9 protein-coding genes and 1 pseudogene are annotated in these 17837 nt (G+C 39.3%); 5 read left to right on the plus strand and 5 right to left on the minus strand.

All coding sequences use genetic code 11. From position 1 onward, the window contains the following. The 3 genes from AC1DND_RS01470 to AC1DND_RS01480 form a co-directional block, all read left to right on the plus strand. A partial coding sequence (locus AC1DND_RS01470; protein ID WP_477578509.1) for a SusC/RagA family TonB-linked outer membrane protein occupies positions 1 to 2559 on the plus strand: 2559 nt, incomplete at its 5' end. Between the two features lie 118 nt (positions 2560 to 2677). Further along, entirely contained in the window at positions 2678 to 4552 is a 1875-nt protein-coding gene (locus AC1DND_RS01475; RefSeq protein ID WP_477578511.1) for a RagB/SusD family nutrient uptake outer membrane protein, read from the plus strand. Positions 4553 to 4730: 178 nt separating this feature from the next. Beyond that, positions 4731 to 6053 (plus strand): MFS transporter, encoded by a 1323-nt coding sequence (locus AC1DND_RS01480; protein WP_477578513.1) that lies wholly within the window; start codon positions 4731 to 4733, stop codon positions 6051 to 6053. A gap of 392 nt (positions 6054 to 6445) precedes the next feature. Here the strand turns inward: AC1DND_RS01480 and AC1DND_RS01485 are convergent, their stop codons facing one another. The 5 genes from AC1DND_RS01485 to AC1DND_RS01505 all read right to left on the minus strand — a co-directional run bounded on the left by AC1DND_RS01485 (position 6446) and on the right by AC1DND_RS01505 (position 16565). Further along, on the minus strand, positions 6446 to 6661 hold the full coding sequence (locus tag AC1DND_RS01485; RefSeq protein ID WP_477578515.1) for a PLDc N-terminal domain-containing protein: 216 nt from the start codon (positions 6659 to 6661) through the stop codon (positions 6446 to 6448). A gap of 18 nt (positions 6662 to 6679) precedes the next feature. Next, entirely contained in the window at positions 6680 to 8431 is a 1752-nt protein-coding gene (locus AC1DND_RS01490) for an ABC transporter ATP-binding protein (protein WP_477578517.1), read from the minus strand. 102 nt (positions 8432 to 8533) lie between these two features. Then, complete coding sequence (locus tag AC1DND_RS01495) at positions 8534 to 11734, minus strand: TonB-dependent receptor (RefSeq protein WP_477578519.1); 3201 nt, start codon at positions 11732 to 11734, stop codon at positions 8534 to 8536. Positions 11735 to 12232: 498 nt separating this feature from the next. Continuing rightward, on the minus strand, positions 12233 to 13543 hold the full coding sequence (locus AC1DND_RS01500; protein ID WP_477578521.1) for an amidohydrolase family protein: 1311 nt from the start codon (positions 13541 to 13543) through the stop codon (positions 12233 to 12235). 1 nt (position 13544) lies between these two features. After that, entirely contained in the window at positions 13545 to 16565 is a 3021-nt protein-coding gene (locus AC1DND_RS01505) for an amidohydrolase family protein (protein WP_477578522.1), read from the minus strand. Positions 16566 to 16677: 112 nt separating this feature from the next. Here AC1DND_RS01505 and AC1DND_RS01510 point away from each other — a divergent pair, with 112 nt between their 5' ends. Both AC1DND_RS01510 and AC1DND_RS01515 read left to right on the plus strand, forming a co-directional pair. Then, positions 16678 to 17124, plus strand: coding sequence for a cytochrome B (locus tag AC1DND_RS01510; protein ID WP_477578525.1), 447 nt, complete (start codon positions 16678 to 16680; stop codon positions 17122 to 17124). 366 nt (positions 17125 to 17490) lie between these two features. Beyond that, positions 17491 to 17837 (plus strand): annotated as a pseudogene (locus tag AC1DND_RS01515) (anthranilate synthase component I family protein); the annotation flags it as partial.

Below are 17837 nucleotides of genomic sequence, written 5' to 3' on the forward strand. Positions count from 1 at the left end.
ATTTACGGCTCGCAGGCTGCAAATGGAGTAATCCTCATCACTACCAAATTAGGAAAATCGGGGAAACCACAATTTTCTTACGATTTTAGTTATGGCCTACAACAGCCTACACGCACACCTAAAATGGCCAATTCCACTCAGTATGCTGAGATTTTAAATGAACTGAATATTTTCGGCTCTGATCTTAATCCGAATGAATGGTCGGCAGCGTGGAATAGTTTCAAAACAACAGGTACTTATTTATCTACCGGCGGTAAAACGATTAATGCTGCTTACAAACCAGATGAAATCCGGAAATTCGGCGACGGCTCAGATCCTTTAAGGTATCCCAATACTGATTGGTTTAAAACTGTTTTTCAAAATTGGTCGCCTCAACAAAGACATAATGTTCAGATTAATGGTGGCAGTGAAAATGTGAAATATCTGGTTTCACTCGGCTATCTTGATCAAGATGCATACTATAAGAATTCTGCTACTGGCTATCAGCAATACGATATGCGTTTTAACCTGGAAGCAAAAGTAAGTAAATATATTACCACGACGTTGGGTGTAACTGCGAGAGAGGAAAACCGCAATTTTCCGACGGTTAGTGCGGGCGATATATTTAGATTTTTAATGAGAGGACGTCCTAATGAAATAGCCATATGGCCTAACGGTTTGCCGGGTAGAGATATTGAATATGGTTATAATCCAGTGGTTTCTACTACTGATTTAACAGGGTACAATAAAGATATCAGAGATTACTTTCAAACAACAGGTAAAGTTGAAATTAAAATCCCAGGTGTAGAAGGATTAAAAGTAACCGGTACTGCAGCCATAGATAAATATTCTGGAAGGCAAAAAAACTGGCAATTACCATGGACACTTTACGATTGGGACAAGAAGACTTTTCAAGCGGATGGAGTAACGCCTGTATTAACAGGTACAATAAGATCTCAATATACCGATCCAAGACTTAGAGAAACAGCTGGCGGCCAATTGGCTGTAAACTTAACGGGTATGATCAATTATGATAAAAAAATCGGCGATCATACTATAGGATTAATGGCTGGTGTAACCCGCGAGAAAATAACGAATGATGGTTTTACTGCATTCAGAAGATATTTCTTGTCATCGGCAATTGAGCAATTATTGGCAGGTGATGAGAAAGAGCAGTCGTTAGGTAATAATCCTGGCGACCCGAACAATTTATTCAACCGTGCACGATTAAGTTATTTCGGACGCGCAGGCTATAATTATAAAGAAAAATACCTGGCCGAATTTCTTTGGCGTGTAGATGGTTCTTATATTTTTCCAACTGCCAGACGTTTTGGTTTCTTCCCTGGCGTATCGGTGGGATGGCGCTTATCTGAAGAACCCTTTTTTAAAGACAATGTTAGGTTTGTGGATAATCTAAAATTGAGAGCTTCTTGGGGACAAATGGGTGCTGAAGCCTACTTTGGAGATGCCTTGCAAGAGTACCAGTACCTCAGCTTAATGAATTTTGGAAGTTATGTTTTTAATGATTTGATTACAAAATCATTGACCGAAGGCAAGGTGCCTAATTTAGATTTCGGATGGGAAGTTGCTAACAATACGAACATTGGTTTGGATGCATCCTTTTTGAAAAACAAACTCTCTCTTGAGTTCGATTATTTCTACAATAAACGTACAAATATCCTGATCAGCAGAGGAAGTTCGGTTCCAGAAAGTTCAGGGATTACAGACCGTTTACCGCCTGTTAACTTGGGTAAAGTAAATAACAAAGGTTTCGAATTTAAATTAAGTTATAACGACCACGTAGGTGATTGGAATTATGGCGTGAGTGTRAATGGTGGTTATGCTAAAAATAAAATCATATTTTGGGATGAGACACCGGGTGCCCCAGAGTGGCAACGTTCTACTGGTAGGGTAACTAGCTCGTGGTTGGTATACGATTATGATGGTGTTTTTAAAGATCAGGCAGAAGTTAATGCCAATACGCTTAATTATAGTGCACTTACCGGCAATCTTCGCCCTGGCGACATGAAATTTAAAGACACTAATAATGATGGTAAAATCAATGCGGATGATAAAATACGTTTAGACAAAAACGGAACACCAACCTTCACCGGAGGGCTAAACTTGAATTTGCAATATAAAGGATTCGACCTTTCTGTACTTATCCAGGGGGCCACAGGGGGGATGCAAATCGTAGGGATAACCGAATCTGGGGATATAGGTAATTTCTTAGAATGGTCGTATCAAAATCGCTGGAGTATCGAGAATCCGAGTTCAGTAAACCCACGTTTATCAAACAGGGGCGCTACTTATTATACCGATAGTAATAATGCCTTAAATAATACCTATTGGCTGCGCAGCAACAATTACATCAGGCTAAAAAATGTCGAGTTGGGTTATACATTGCCAACCACATGGGTTGAAAAAATTGGATTAAACAGTGTACGGGTTTATGCAAACGGCCTCAATTTGGCAACGCTTGATAAAATCAAGATATGGGATCCTGAATCAACCAATACAAGTGGTCAGTACTATCCTCAGGCAAGGGTAATCAACATGGGAATTAAGGCCGCTTTTTAAAAATGTATAACAGTTTATTAACTATAATGAAACCATCATCATTTTTAAAATCACATATTGAATATTTAAATCATGATAGCTTCATCGCAGTTGAAAATAAATTTAAAGGATGAAAAATATGAAAGCAACAAACAAAAATATAAATCTATATATATTGGTTTTTATAACTTTTCTTGCAGCTTCTTGTAAGAAAGATTTTATGGATGTAAACCCGCCCGATAAAATATCTTCGGAGCTGGTTTGGAAAGACCCTGCACTTGCACAGGCTTTTGTAAACGATATCTATAACGGATTGGGGAATGGCGGTTTTTCTGAGCAAATGCTGGCTTCTGTTTCGGATGAAGCGATGTTTACCCACCCAACAAGGGGAATCGACCTGATCAACAATGCAACCATTAACCCATCTACATTAGGCTGGGTAGATGATACCTGGGCTTATAAACAGATGTATAACCGCATCAGGGCTTGTAACACCACTGTAGAAAGGATTGTTGGTGGCGATAATGGACTTTCCAGCCAATCGTTAAAAGATCAGTTACTGGGAGAGGCTTATTTCTTACGTGCTTACTTTTATCAGCAGTTATTGCGTTATTATGGAGCCGTACCTATCATTACCAAAACCTACGCTTTAACTGATGATTTTAAATTAAAACGCAACACTTACGAAGAATGTGTGAATTTTATTATTAAAGATTGCGATGAAGCCAATAAGCTGTTAACAGGTAAAACACTCGATAAAGGCCGCACTACTGCACTTGCTGCGCTGGCATTAAAATCTAGAGTGCTGACTTATGCGGCAAGCGACTTGCATGACAGAGCGAAACTTAATGCAAAAATTACAGGAATAGCTGCGCAAAAATTAGATTTCTTAAGCTATGCGAGTGGAAATCAAGCAGACCGTTATAAATTAGCCCAAACTGCTGCCAAAGCCGTTATGGATTTAGGTACTGGTTATAAATTAAATCTTTCTGCCCCTGCTGCGCTAACAGATGGCCGGTTAAATTATAAAAGTATAGCTATGGGTGGAGCAAGCAAGGCACCAAATATTGATGCATCAGCTGCATCTGAACTTATTTTTGCCCGCTATTTTATCATCCAAAGCAATATCAAACATGCACAGCAAAATGGCCCGAACGGTTACCATAACTGGGCTGGAAATACGCCAATTGGGTTATTGGTTGATGATTATGAAATGATGGATGGGACAAAGTTTAGTTGGAACGATCCGGTACAGAAAGCAAATCCTTATGTAAATAGAGATCCACGGTTTTACGCTACAGTTTTATATGATGGTGCAGGTTGGAAACCCCGCGATAAAGCATCTGGTAATGTCGATCCTGCCAGTCAAATCCAAACTGGAGTATACGATTTAATGGATAACAATACGAGAATTGACTTTAGAGGTTTAGATACACGCGCAAGTTCTATCGAAAACTGGAACGGCAGCTGGACAGGTTATTACTACCATAAATTTATCGATCCAGATCCAACTATTGTAGATGCCTCGATGTCGCAAAATGTGCCTTGGCCTTTCTTTAGATATACCGAAGCGGTATTTAATTATATCGAAGCGAGTATTGAGCTTGGCGAATTGAGTAATGCCACAAACTGGTTGAATAAAATTCGTTTCAGGGCGGGTATGCCTGCGGTTACAGCAACAGATCAGGCTGGCCTTAGAGAGGTTTACCGCCATGAGCGCCGTATAGAAATGGCCTATGAAGAACAACGTTATCACGATACGCGCAGATGGTTAATTGCTGGCGAAACACTAGGCAGAAAGGTTACTTACATCAAAGTTACGGGTAAATTTAAACCAGGTAAAACGATGTCTGCCCCTTACCATTATGACCCTACTGTATATGATTATACTTATAGTCCAGTTGTAGAAAATGCACAAGAAAACAGAAGTTGGGACAATAAACTTTATTTCAGGCCATTTAGTCGAGATGAAGTAAACAAAAATAATTTACTAGAACAAAACCCCGGTTACTAAGCTAACCAATCTAGATACCCGATGGATAATATTATTCATCGGGTTTTTTATGCAATAATATTTGGAGCTGGTCGATCGGATATTTTTACTTTTCAATAGAAAAAACAGGTAAGCTTAAGCCTTTGGCCATTCCCGTATTTAATTTTCAAAGCGTAGTTTTGCAAATAAACTTTTTTCTGTGACAGATTCAGACCTCAATTCGGTTATTACAAAACCAGATCCTTACGCCGCATTGCGCTTTAGGGAGTTCCGCTCTTATTTAGGCATGCGTTTTTTCTTCACATTTGCCTATCAAATGCAGGCAGTAGTGCTTGGGATTTATATTTATCATGTAACAAAAGATCCATTGGCCTTAGGGTTTGTAGGCCTGTGTGAGGCTATTCCTGCTATAGGGATTGCATTATACGGAGGTTATGTTGCAGATAAGAGCGAAAAAAGGGGCTTATTGCTCAAAGTATTTGGAGGCGTATTTCTTTGTACCCTCATTATGCTGCTGGTAACATTACCGCAGTTTAACCTTGGGCAGTTCGATATTATTTTTACCCTGTTTAATTTTAAGGTTAATCTAATTGCCTTAATTATGTATGTACTCGTATTTGGGATGGGGATATCAAGAGGGTTTTTCGGCCCGGCTACATTCTCTTTAATGGCTCAGATTTTACCAAAAAACCTTTATCCAAATGCAAGTACCTGGAGCAGTTCGAGCTGGCAGATGGCTTCTATTTTAGGGCCGGCAATAGGAGGAATAACTTATGGTTTCTTCGGTATTACCATAACTTATATCGTAATTATTTCTTTTGTATTTATAGCCCTTATCTGTATTTTCTTTTTAAAAGTACACCCTCCGCAGTTTGTGCCCAAAGAAAATATTAAAGAGAGTTTGCTTAAAGGAATAAATTTTGTGTTTAAAACCAAAATGATGGTTTGGGCAATGAGTTTGGATCTGTTTTCGGTGTTTTTTGGTGGTGCGGTAGCCATATTGCCCGTGTTTGCAAATGATATATTAAAAGTTGGACCCGAGGGTTTAGGCTTTATGCGGGCCGCTGTTTCTGCAGGATCTGTTTTTACGATGCTTGCTATGACGCGTTTTTCGCCGATGAACAAACCATGGCGAAATTTATTGATCGCCGTAACCGGTTTTGGCTTAAGCATCATCTGCTGGAGTTTATCTAAAAATTTCTACTTAACGCTCTTCTTTCTCTTTTTAGAAGGCTCTTTTGATAGCGTAAGTGTAATCATCAGATCAACCATTATGCAATTGTTAACACCCGACGAAATGCGCGGACGTGTATCGGCAGTAAACAGCATGTTTATTGGGTCGTCAAACGAAATCGGAGCTTTCGAATCGGGTCTTACCGCAAAGTTGATGCGTACCATCCCATCGGTAGTTTTTGGAGGAACGATGACATTGGCAATTGCTGGAATTACATGGCTAAAGACGAAATCTTTAACGAAACTGAGTTTGCAGGATATTAATGAACAGACAACTAAAGTTGTTTAGTTGCTGCCTAAACATTTCGGTATACGGATTTTCATGCTAAGTGGATCCTGAAATAAATTCAGGATGACGATTCCCTGTGTAGAGTTGCCAACTTTAATAGCCTTTTGCTGGAAAGTTGACAACTCTGAAATTTAATTACTCACGGTAGTTATTATGCTATAAAAAATAAGGTTGTTAGATAGCGGTTTTTAAACATCATTATGCCGAGTTTGTTGCAAATAATCTGGGCATGCCCCAGGCTGCGCAAGGGTCGGGCTATCCGTTACAATCTTTTTTGAAGAAAAATCAAAAAAGGATTTCCACTGCTATCCCTCATGCAAGAAAAACATTGTGCCTTTGTTTCTTGGTGGTTAAAAACAAAAATGGTCCGTGAGGATACGGACCATTGTAAATTAAAACTTCTTGTTCTTGCCCCAGATTAGATAAATAATGGAACCTAAAAAGGGAGCAAGCAGGATAATGATAAACCAAAGCACCTTTACCGAGAAACCGATGCTGTTGTTTCTCGATATATGATACAATGCCGTTAATATTAAGGCCAGCCATAATATGGCCGCTATGATAATGATAATTGCGATCTGGTTGCTTTCTATTTGAGCTAGTAACATGACAAATTCTTTTTGTTCCTAAGCTTCAACAACTCTTTCGCCAATTTGTTGGCGCCACATAGCCTGATATAAACCATTTTGTGCAATTAGTTCTTCATGCCGTCCTTGCTCAATAATTTGGCCTTTCTCTAATACATAAATTTTATCAGCATGTTTTATGGTCGATAAACGGTGGGCAATCAAAATGGTAATGTGATCGGTTAGATCAGATACCGAACGGATGGTTTTGGTAATTTCTTCTTCTGTAATCGAATCCAGAGAAGAAGTAGCCTCATCAAAAACCAAAATATCTGGCTGACGGAGCAATGCCCTCGCAATTGATAAACGTTGTTTCTCTCCGCCCGAAACCTTAACACCACCTTCGCCAATTAACGAATCTAAACCTTTATCGGCACGGGCTAAAAGTGTCTGACAAGCAGCCTGGTTTAAAACTTTATAACATTCTTCATCCGTAGCATTAGGGTTAACAAATAGCAGGTTTTCTCTTATTGTACCCGAGAACAATTGCGTGTCTTGCGTTACGAAACCGATTTTCTCGCGTAAGGCATCAAGATCGATATCGTTACTTGGGATACCATTGTATAAAATCTCACCATCTTTTGCCGGATATAAACCCACCAATAGTTTTACCAGTGTGCTTTTTCCAGAACCCGATGGACCAACAAATGCAATGGTTTGCCCGTGATGGGTTTTAAACGAAATATTATCTAAGGCATTTCTATTGGCTGTTAGGTGTTTGAAACCCACATTGTTAAAGGTTAAATCCTTAATTTTTGCTATAGAAGTTGGATTCTCAGGTTTTTTATCAATCGGTGTACTTAAAATCTTTTTAAAGTTACCTAACGAAACTTCAGCCTCACGCCAGGTTAAAATCACATTGCCCAGTTCTTGTAGCGGTCCGAAAAGGAAGAACGAGTAAAAAAGGAATGAAAAATACTGCCCGGCTGAAATCGTATTATCGAAAATAAGCAAAAGCAGCACCAGTACCATCGTACTTCGAACCAGGTTTACGGTAGTGCCCTGAACGAAACTCATACTGCGTACATATTTCACTTTTTTAAGCTCTAAACCTAGAATTTTGTAGGTGGTTTTATTCAATCGATCAATTTCCTGATCGGCCAAACCTAAACTTTTAACCAATTCGATATTTCTTAATGATTCGGTTGTAGAACCTGCCAAAGCTGTGGTTTCGCCAACGATAGAGCGTTGAATGGTTTTGATTTTGCGGCTTAAAAACCAGCTTACAAAACTGATGATCGGGATAGCAGAAAAATAAACCAGGGTAACTTTGTAGCTTACCGAAACCGAATAAACGATGACGAAAATCATCCCGATTAAACTAACAAAAAGGATACTGATAAAGGCGGTGATAAACTTCTCCGAATCTAAACGTACTTTTTGTAAAATACCCAGGGTTTCTCCGCTACGTTGATCTTCGAAAACCTGATAAGGCAATTTTAAAGAGTGCTGTAAGCCGTCGGCATACATTTTCGCACCAACTTTTTGAACAATCACACTGGTGAAATAATCCTGAAAGTTTTTAGCGATACGCGAAACCATGGCTGCGCCAATAGCCAGCCCGATTAAACCCAAGGAGCCCCAGAGGTATTGGTTGTACGTTAACGAATCTTTTTTATTGATAAAACGGTCTAAAATCCGACCGGTGATGTATGGATCTAAAAGTGAAAAACCAATATTTATGCCTGCTAGCAATAACGCTAAGGCCACAATCCACTTGTGGTTTTTCAGGTAGTTAAGTAATAATCCCATTAAGTTTTGCCGTTTGTTAATGCAAACATAAAAAAAGGGAACGGATAAAAATCCATTCCCTTTTTTTATGACTTTAAGCTAAGAAACTTAGCTAAACGGTTGTTAAAATCCGTAACGTAAACCAATTTGTATCTGCCAAGGGTTACCTGATGGTGTAACAATACCTGTGTTATTTACACGATAAGTATAAGCTTTGTTTGTAGCATCGAATGCGCTAACAGCATATAAAGCCTGGTTGCCCAAAGTTTCATTTACACCCCATTTTTTGTTAAGTAGGTTTGCAAAATTAAACACATCTCCAGAGAATTCAATACTGTGCTTTTTATTTAATTGTAGTTGATAGCTTAATTTTAAATCAACAATACCAAAAAAGTCATTTACGCCGCCATTTCGCTCTGCTATCTGACCAGAATATTTATTAATATAATCTTTTAAACTTTGGCTTGCATCTGGATTATCCAATAATGTCTGTAAGCCTGTTCGGATATTTGCAGCAATATTTTGATTGTTTCTATCGAATACAAAAGCTAAATCATTTGTAGCCACAAAATCTCCATTAATATTGCCGCCAGCCAATAAGCTATATCGTGTTCCACCAATACCAGAGTAACGAACGCCTAATCTAAAGCCATAAAAACTTGGCGACGTTCCATAAATAACAATCTTATTACGGAACTGATTATCTGAATAAGACATTTTGCTCAAATCTCTTGGATCATCTTTAACAGGCAGAGATAAAGTAGCGGAGTTTGCTACGTTGCCATTATATGAGGTATTATCTTTTGTGTCGTTATAAGTATAACTTGCAGAGATTTCTCCATCTTTGAAATAATTCCAGGTCGCATCTATAACTATAGCGAATTGATTTACTTTACCTTTACTATTTAATTCTAACACACGGCCAAACTGATTAGTTAAACGACCGCCTTTCCAATCGGCAACACCATTACTCGCTGTTATACTTGACGTTGGTACAAATACACCACGGTTACCTTCGTTAGGAAGGGTAAAGAATGGATTTGCCGCCATATTTTTGTCAACATACATGTAGTTGTTACGTCCTAATGTTGCGTAACCCGTAATCCCAACCTTAAATTTATCGGTGATTAATTTACTGTATGATAAGTTGGCTTTATAAACCACTGGAATTTTTGCATCTTCTGCATAAGTATTGATAGTTGGTACCTGTAAAGCACTTAATGAAGGTGTAGCAACAGTACCATTTCTATAACCTATAAAGTTTGGTGTTGGTACATTTGCGCCGAAAACATCAACTGTTGCTAAATGTTTACCATCAAAGGTTAAGTTATTAATGGTCACATAATTGTTCACATCCGAACCGAAAATGCCTGCTCCGAAACGAACAAAGTCTGTTCGGTTTTCATTAATATCCCAGTTAAATTGAATTCTTGGCTGAATTAAAAATTGTTTTAACTCATGGTCTGTTCTCACACCAATAGCATCAAATAGTTGCTGATTTAGTGGCGATTTTGGATAAGTGCTGTAATCAATGCGTAAACCACCTATAAAATCTAAACCTTTTGCCAATTTAGTCTGCATTTGGCCGTAAATAGCGGCGTTCCAAATGCCGGCTTTAACAGTTGGGTCTGCAACCAAAGGTACTTCACGATAAAATCTGTTTGGAGCAAGGTTATTAAAGTTTGTAATCGCTGGAACTTCGATCTTTTTTGTAGGGTCATTTGGAAAAGCAGGATCTTGAATCTGAGAAGTTGAGTATTCGAAACGGCCATTCACTTCACTACCATAAAGAGATTTTGCATTGGTATACATCACATCAACACCAAATGTATATTTAACCTTATCGGTATTATAATAAAAATTATCTACCAGTTGGAAAACATTATTGGTAAAACCTTCTTGTCCGAAACGGTGGCCACCAATTTGTATTGCAGTAGAGATACCCTTGGTGCCATCAGCAAGGTCAGATTTTATATTTCCTACAATTGCTCTTGGAATGGCACTTGTTAATTCGTCATTTTGGGTACTCGCCTGGAAAGTATATAAATGTTGTATTTTTAATTCGTTAGTGATTTTGCTGCTTATGGTTGAACGTAAAGTGGCCAATAAATTATTGTCGACATTTTTATCGTTACCATAACTTTCGTAGAAATTTATCGCGGTGTTATCTGCTAAACCTAACGGATTTCTATCGTTTGTGTAATTATCACGAATGGTTAATAAATTTCTGTCATTAATTTGCCAATCTATACGGGCAAATGCAGCATCCGAGCCGCGCTTTTTGTCGAAGGAACCATATTGAGGTGTATTTGCTACGCCATATTTAGTACGGGCAACATCTAAAAACTGTGCTAAAGTACTATTGGTGATTCTGAAACGTGCTTCATCAGCGGGCCCATTAACATCGGCAATAATTAATGGGCGAGCATCTTTCTGATGATCTAAACCAACGAAGTAGTGTAATTTATCCTTGATAATCGGGCCACCTAAAGTAAAACCATATTGATAAGTAGAGAAATCATTGTCGCGCTTTACACCTCTAATATCGTAACGGCTGGCTAACCAATCTGCACGGCCATAACCAAAGGCGCTTCCACTTACTGTGTTTGTACCAGATTTAGTTACAGCAGTTACGGTACCTCCACCTGCTCTGCCTAAAGTAACATCATATTGATTGGTTACTACCTTAAACTCGCGAACCGCCTCAATAGAAATTGAATATGGCGCACCACTACGACTCGTCGTACTACCGGCTGATGTTGGGTTTTTAGCATTCATTCCATCAATGGTATAATTTGTAGAAGAACCTAACTGCCCCGAAATATTTCCACCACGGCTTAAAGGAGATAAATCCATTAAGTTAGAAAAATTACGCCCGTTTACGGGTAATTGGTTCATTGTTTTGGCCGAAATTTCTGTAGAAGCGCCAAAGTTTTGAACTTTGTTCCTCAAACCCGAAGCCACGACCTGTACCGCGTCTAAATCCTGCGAAGCTTCCTGCATGGCAACGTTTACCCTAACCACATCGCCAAGGTTTAACATATAGCCATTTCTGATCTGCTCGCCAAAACCTACATAAATGGCTTTTACCGAATAAGGGCCACCCAATGGAAGCTCTTTAAAAGTATACTCGCCCTGAGCGTTGGTAGATGTTTTAGTAGTGAAACCTGTTGAATTGTTTCTGATCTGCACCGAAACTCCAGGAGTAGGTTTCTTTTGTTGATCGGTGATTACACCCGAAATTGATGCCTGGGTTGTTTGTGCAAATGCCCGGTTCTGGACAAGGCAAAACAGGAACAACACTGCAATAAGTAAATTTTTCATCATCATTTGTTTTTTTAACGGTTATAAAGCTTGCCTGAGCCTGTTTTTTTGCTGTTCAGGCAGATTTCATTATGATTAGTTCTGATTTTTTATGATGACAAAGATGTTAATGTGCTGTTAATTGAATCCTGATTTAATATTAATAATAGGTTTAGTCCTTGGTAGTTTTTAGTGCTGATGTTAAGATAAAATGTTTTAGATAAATTGATATTAGGCGGTAGTGTTAAGGAAATGTTACCATCTTTTTTTAAGCATCTAATTGCAAACTACATTTTTGCCACTGCAAGTGCAATAGTCACCAAACACGTACACCAGCATTTTCGATCAACCATTTAAGACATATAAGAGCATTTAAGTTTATATGTCCTTACATTCCTTAAATGGTAAAAACAGATAACTAACCTAAATTTTTTTAATGATCTACAAATAAAGTAATCTATTAAAACAAAAAACGGCCGATAAATCAATATCGGCCGTTTGTCTTAAACTGGTGTTAACTTATTTCTTCTCAGCAATATATTTATCACTGAACTTTTTATCCAACTGTTTGTGTAGATTATCAAGATTAATATCCCTACCCTGAATAAAAGCCTGCTCCACTTTGTTGGTACGCATATCTAAAGCATCACCGGCAGAGATAAAGAAAGTAGCATCTTTGCCAGTTTCGATACTGCCCGTGGTTTTATCAATGCCCATCGCTTTTGCAGCGTTTAAGGTAATGGTTGATAAAGCTTTTTCTTTGTCCAAGCCCCAAGCCGTAACCGTACCGGCCATAAAAGGTAGGTTGCGCTGTTGCCAGTAACCATCAATACTCAATACCACATTTAAGCCTGCATTAGCCAATATTGCAGCATTTTTGTAAGGCATATTTACATCGTCGTCATTGTTGTTGGGTAAAGCATGAGGCTGTTTCACCACCAAGGTTATGTTGTTATCTTTCAGGAAATCGATGATCAGGTAAGCTTCGTCTGCACCGGTGATTACTGGCGTGATGCCAAATTTCTTAGCGAAATTAACGGCTGCTACAATATCCTTCTGACTATCGGCCGCGATGAATAATTTTTCGTTACCAGCGAATACTTTTTTCATCGCTTCGAATCGGGTATTAATTACTTCTGGTTTGCCCATTTCCGAATAGGCTTTTGCCTCGGCAAAGAAGGATATTAGCTGCACAATGGCAGCCTGCGTTCTTTCTGCTAAGCTTTCTGGCGATTGTTGCGGTCTGCCGAAAGCACCAAAACCACCTCTGAAACGTGGCGTAACTGGCCAGGTCATGTGCATGGCATCGTCGGTTTTAAGTGCTGCATCTTCCCAGTTCCAGGCATCGAGCTGAACAACTGATGAACTGCCCGAAACTGTACCGCCTTGTGGTGTTGGTTGAGCCATTAACACGCCATTGCTACGCAAGGTAGCCGGAACTTTCGAGTCGGTATTGTAAGCCACAATAGAACGGATGTGCGAGTTGAAATCGCCGATTTCCTGAAAATCCAATGTTGCTTTTACGGCTTCAATTTCGGTTAAACCCAGGTTGGTGGTTGCGGCAATAATGCCTGGGTAAATATGTTTACCTGTAGCCACAATGCGCATTACATCATCCTGTGGAACCTGTCCGTTGGCGGTAACCGAGATAATTTTTCCGTTGCCAAAAAGGATGGTGCCGTTTTCGATCACTGTTCCATTGCCAATATGCACGGTTGCACCTGTAATGGCAATGGTTTTGCTTTGTTTTTTAGCTGGCGATAGGTTTGCCTGTGCAAAACACATTAGGCTTGTTGCCGATAAAGCCAGACTGAATAAATATGTTTTCATGTTAGTGTGCATGTTCTTTCTCGGTTAATTCTGCTGAATAGTTTTCTAAAGTTTCGCAATTGTACAGGCGTGGTGCATCACCCAATGGGCGTTGTGTACGGCTACCTTTGCTTTTGCTCTCTAACATCTTTTGGATCAAGCGTGCTTTCTCTGCTTGTTGTGTTTTAATTACCAACGCATCTTTCTCTATATCCCAATAAGGAACACCATCTACAAAAGTTTTTTCTGCCCTGGCATAGATAGAAAGCGGATTGGCGGTCCAGATCACCACATCGGCATCTTTACCTGCTTTTAAACTGCCCACCTTATCATCAATGTGAAGCATTTTTGCCGGGTTTAAGGTTACAAACTTAAAAGCATCTTCTTCAGGAACGTTACCGTATAAAACTGATTTTCCTGCTTCCTGGTTTAAGTGACGGGCCATTTCGGCATCATCAGAATTGAAAGCCGTAGTTACACCAACATTATGCATAATTTTTCCATTGTAAGGGATGGCTTCGGCCACTTCGTTTTTATAAGCCCACCAATCGGAGAAGGTAGAACCTGCAATGCCGTGCGCTTTCATTTTATCGGCTACTTTGTAACCTTCTAAAATGTGCGTAAAGGTATTGATCTTGAATCCTAAGCTATCAGCCACATGAATTAACATATTGATCTCGCTCTGCACATAAGAGTGGCAGGTAATGAAACGTTTGTTGTTCAAAATCTCAACAATAGCATCTAATTCTAGATCTTTACGTACGCTGTTACCTTTCACTGATAAAGCTTTTTCATATTCTTTTGCACGGGTAAACTCATCCACAAAAGTTTGCTCAACACCCATACGTGTAACCGGGAAACGGGCACCTGTACCGAAATTACTTTGTTTCACGTTTTCGCCCAAAGCAAATTTAATGAAGCCATCGGCACCTGCAAATTTCAATTCCTCTGGCGATTTACCCCAGCGCAGTTTAATCAATTGCGATTGGCCACCGATTGGATTGGCTGACCCATGCAAAATTTGTGAAGTGGTTACACCACCGGCCAACTGGCGGTAAATGTTTACGTCTTCTGAGTTGAGGATATCGGCAACGCGTACTTCGGCAGAAACCGATTGTGCACCTTCGTTAATACCACCTGCTCCTGCAATGTGCGAGTGCTCATCAATAATGCCAGCGGTTACGTGTTTACCGGTAGCATCGATCACTTTTGCGCCGCTTGCCGAAAGGTTTTTGCCAACCGCTTTAATTTTTCCGTTTTCTAAAAGTACATCGGCATTTTGGAGGATTCCGTCTTTTTCATTCGTCCAAACGGTACCGTTTTTAATTAAAACCGTTTCTTGTTTAGGCAGTTCAGGGCTTCCGAAGGCAGAGAAGGGATAAATTACCGGCCCCATGGCCAAAGTGCTTTTTAGCTCTTCTTTTTTAGGTGTTTCTTTTGCGGCTTCTTTATAAGTTGCTGTAAATTTTCCCGTATTGCCATCAGCCAGAGCCGATTCGCCTTTGATGGTAATGGGATTTGCCGAGGTAATGTAACCGCTTAACCGGACATCACCCTTAGGATTTTTCTTTAGGTTGAAATTGATGCTTACCCAATCGCCATTTCTGGTAAAGGTTGCTGTGGTTTTAACACTATCTACACCGGTTCTTTCAATAGCGGCTGTCGATCCGCCACCTGTTCCGGTAATTTTTAGGATTAAAGCACCAATACCATCAACGTTTAAATTATAAGTGCCGCGTACATCGCTCACATCCATTTTGTTAACAATGAAACGTTTGCCCTGTACCCAGTTTTCGAAAATAATGTTTCCGTTTTTGAACAGGTTATCAGATGAGATTAAAAAATTGGCTACTTTTCCTTTTTCCAGGGAACCCACTTTATCGCTGATGCCCAAAAGTGAAGCAGGGATTTCGGTAACCGATTGTAAAGCTTGTTTTTCGGTTAAGCCGTTTTCTATTGCCGTGCGGATATTTGCCCAAAAATCGCGGCTGTTTTCTAAGCCAAATGCAGTTAGTGCAAATTTAATTCCCGCTTTTTCTAAACTTGCCGGGTTGGTTGGTGCCAGTTCCCAGCCCTTCATTTGTGATAATGTCAGGTTTCTGGCTTCTGCAGGATCTTCCACATCGTAAGCTTTAGGGAAAGTTAAGGGGATAATTAAACTAGCTCCGGTAGCTTTAACCTCGTTTATGCGTTGGTATTCATCACCTGTAGATTTAATGATGTATTTCTTGCCAAATTCTTTTCCGATTTTATCGGCACGCAGGATGTTCTGCCATCCATCTACCTCAAATAGCTGTGGCATGGACTGTTGTTTCCCAAATTCGTCCAAAGAAATGTTAAACTCATCTTTTTGTTTGCCATACCATTGTGCATCATAATAGGTTTGACGCAATAAAGCAATGGAACCCATTAACGAAGTTGGGTAATCGTTTGATGAAGTTCCTTTGTTAAACGAATAATTTGCTGCGGTTTGATCTTTTAAGAATACGCTGTTATCTGCGCCCTCGTTTAAAGTTACAGCAGCAGAAACGCCGCGGGCAATACCATCGCGGTTAATTACATTTACACTACCAAAGCCTACCTTACGTAATTCATCTGCTTTTTTGCTGTCGGTAGAAAATATGCTTTTTACATAAGTTTCTGGCCTGATTGATTCGTTCCAGCCATAAGCACCTTTTTTGGTAGAAACGAAAATAGACTGACGTTGACCGCCGAAACCGCGCTGTTGTGCAGGTGTTTCGCTAAGGCCATAACTGGTAAAGGCATCAATTAGGGAGGGGTAAACAAATTTTCCTTTAAGGTCGATTACCACGTAGCCTTTAGGTACGGCTAAACCAGCACCAATACCCTGTATGGTTTGTCCTTTGATTAAAAGTGTGGCATTTGTTAGAGTCTGGTTGGCATTAACTACTATTGTTGCGTTGGTGAAGGCAAACATTCCAGGTCGGGTATCGAAAGAACCGTTAACGGGAAAGGAAGTTTGCTGTGCAAACAGAATTGTAGTAGAAAATACCAGCCCGATGGCAAGTAAAATTTTCTTCATAATAAGTTTAGTGTTTTTTTTGTTTAAAACTAATATAAATAAGCGTTCAATCTGTTGAATATCCTATTTTTTACAATTAATGTCTATTTTTGAGTCATAGAAATTTATTGATATGAACGATATTTTAAAAAGTGCCCACTCTGGATGGCGCTATGTGGTTTTTCTTTTGCTAATTATTGCCGTTGTTAGGGCTTTGTCTGGCTGGTTCGGTAATAAAACCTATACAGAAGGTGATAGAAAGCTAAATGTTTTCACTTTAATCAGTGCACACATTCAATTGTTGATTGGTTTGGTACTTTATTTCAGCGAAGGCTGGTATAAGTTAAGTAGTGCCGGTGCACCAGCGGTGCGTTATTTTAAAATGGAGCACATCAGTATGATGATAATTGCGATTATTTTAATTACTGTTGGTAATGCTAAATCGAAAAAAGTTGCTGACGCTGTTGCAAAACACCGTACCATTTCAGTTTTCTTTGGCTTAGCATTGATTTTGATTATTGTAACCATTTTATTAATGGTAAAAGAAGTTCCGGGTAGATCGTTTTTTGGGGTTTCATAGTAATTATAAAAAGCAGGGGGCTGGGCGCATGGCGAAAAGCATAGATAATCAAGATTAATCCTGTGCTGTATTCGACTTCGGACTCCCGACTACTAACTTCGGACTAAATTTATTTTCATAATTATTTCCATTTTTGGAAATTCTTTATATTTTTGTTGCTCATGATCAACAATATACATACATGGCTTTGGCAAAGTAATTCGAACGAATTGCGCTGGCTGCGTATGAACAAAATATAGTTTATCAACCTAAACCTTATTAAAGAACCATTAAAGCCCGGCGTAGAACCACACGCCGGGCTTTTTATTGTTAAAAAATACGAAATACAAACCTTAAGCCCTATAGCTTACACCATTTACCTTTATCATGTATAAAATTAATACGACTTACAAAAAAATGCTTGCCGATACCACAACACCAGTGAGCATTTATTTACGCTTACGTGATGTGTATCCTAACAGCATCCTGTTAGAAAGTTCTGACTACCACAGCAGAGAAAACTCGATGAGTTTTGTTTGTGCCGACCCGGTAGCGGGAATTATTTTAAAGGGATCGCGATTAGAGACTTATTTTCCTGATGGTGCCGTAGAGATTACCGAAAGTAAAAACCTGATTGAAGAAATTACCGATTTTAAAGATAAATTCAGAGAAACGGAATTACCCGAAATCAAATTTATTTCGAGCGGTCTGTTTGGCTATTTTACCTGGAATGC

Source organism: Pedobacter sp. 01N416, from assembly GCF_056399685.1.

What these genes read in the sequence shown, in the direction of transcription:
- AC1DND_RS01510 (WP_477578525.1), top strand. Translation starts at nt 16,678, where the DNA reads ATGAACGATATTTTAAAAAGTGCCCACTCTGGATGGCGCTATGTGGTT.
- AC1DND_RS01505 (WP_477578522.1), bottom strand. Translation starts at nt 16,565, where the DNA reads ATGAAGAAAATTTTACTTGCCATCGGGCTGGTATTTTCTACTACAATT.
- AC1DND_RS01485 (WP_477578515.1), bottom strand. Translation starts at nt 6,661, where the DNA reads ATGTTACTAGCTCAAATAGAAAGCAACCAGATCGCAATTATCATTATC.
- AC1DND_RS01490 (WP_477578517.1), bottom strand. Translation starts at nt 8,431, where the DNA reads ATGGGATTATTACTTAACTACCTGAAAAACCACAAGTGGATTGTGGCC.
- AC1DND_RS01475 (WP_477578511.1), top strand. Translation starts at nt 2,678, where the DNA reads ATGAAAGCAACAAACAAAAATATAAATCTATATATATTGGTTTTTATA.
- AC1DND_RS01495 (WP_477578519.1), bottom strand. Translation starts at nt 11,734, where the DNA reads ATGAAAAATTTACTTATTGCAGTGTTGTTCCTGTTTTGCCTTGTCCAG.
- AC1DND_RS01500 (WP_477578521.1), bottom strand. Translation starts at nt 13,543, where the DNA reads ATGAAAACATATTTATTCAGTCTGGCTTTATCGGCAACAAGCCTAATG.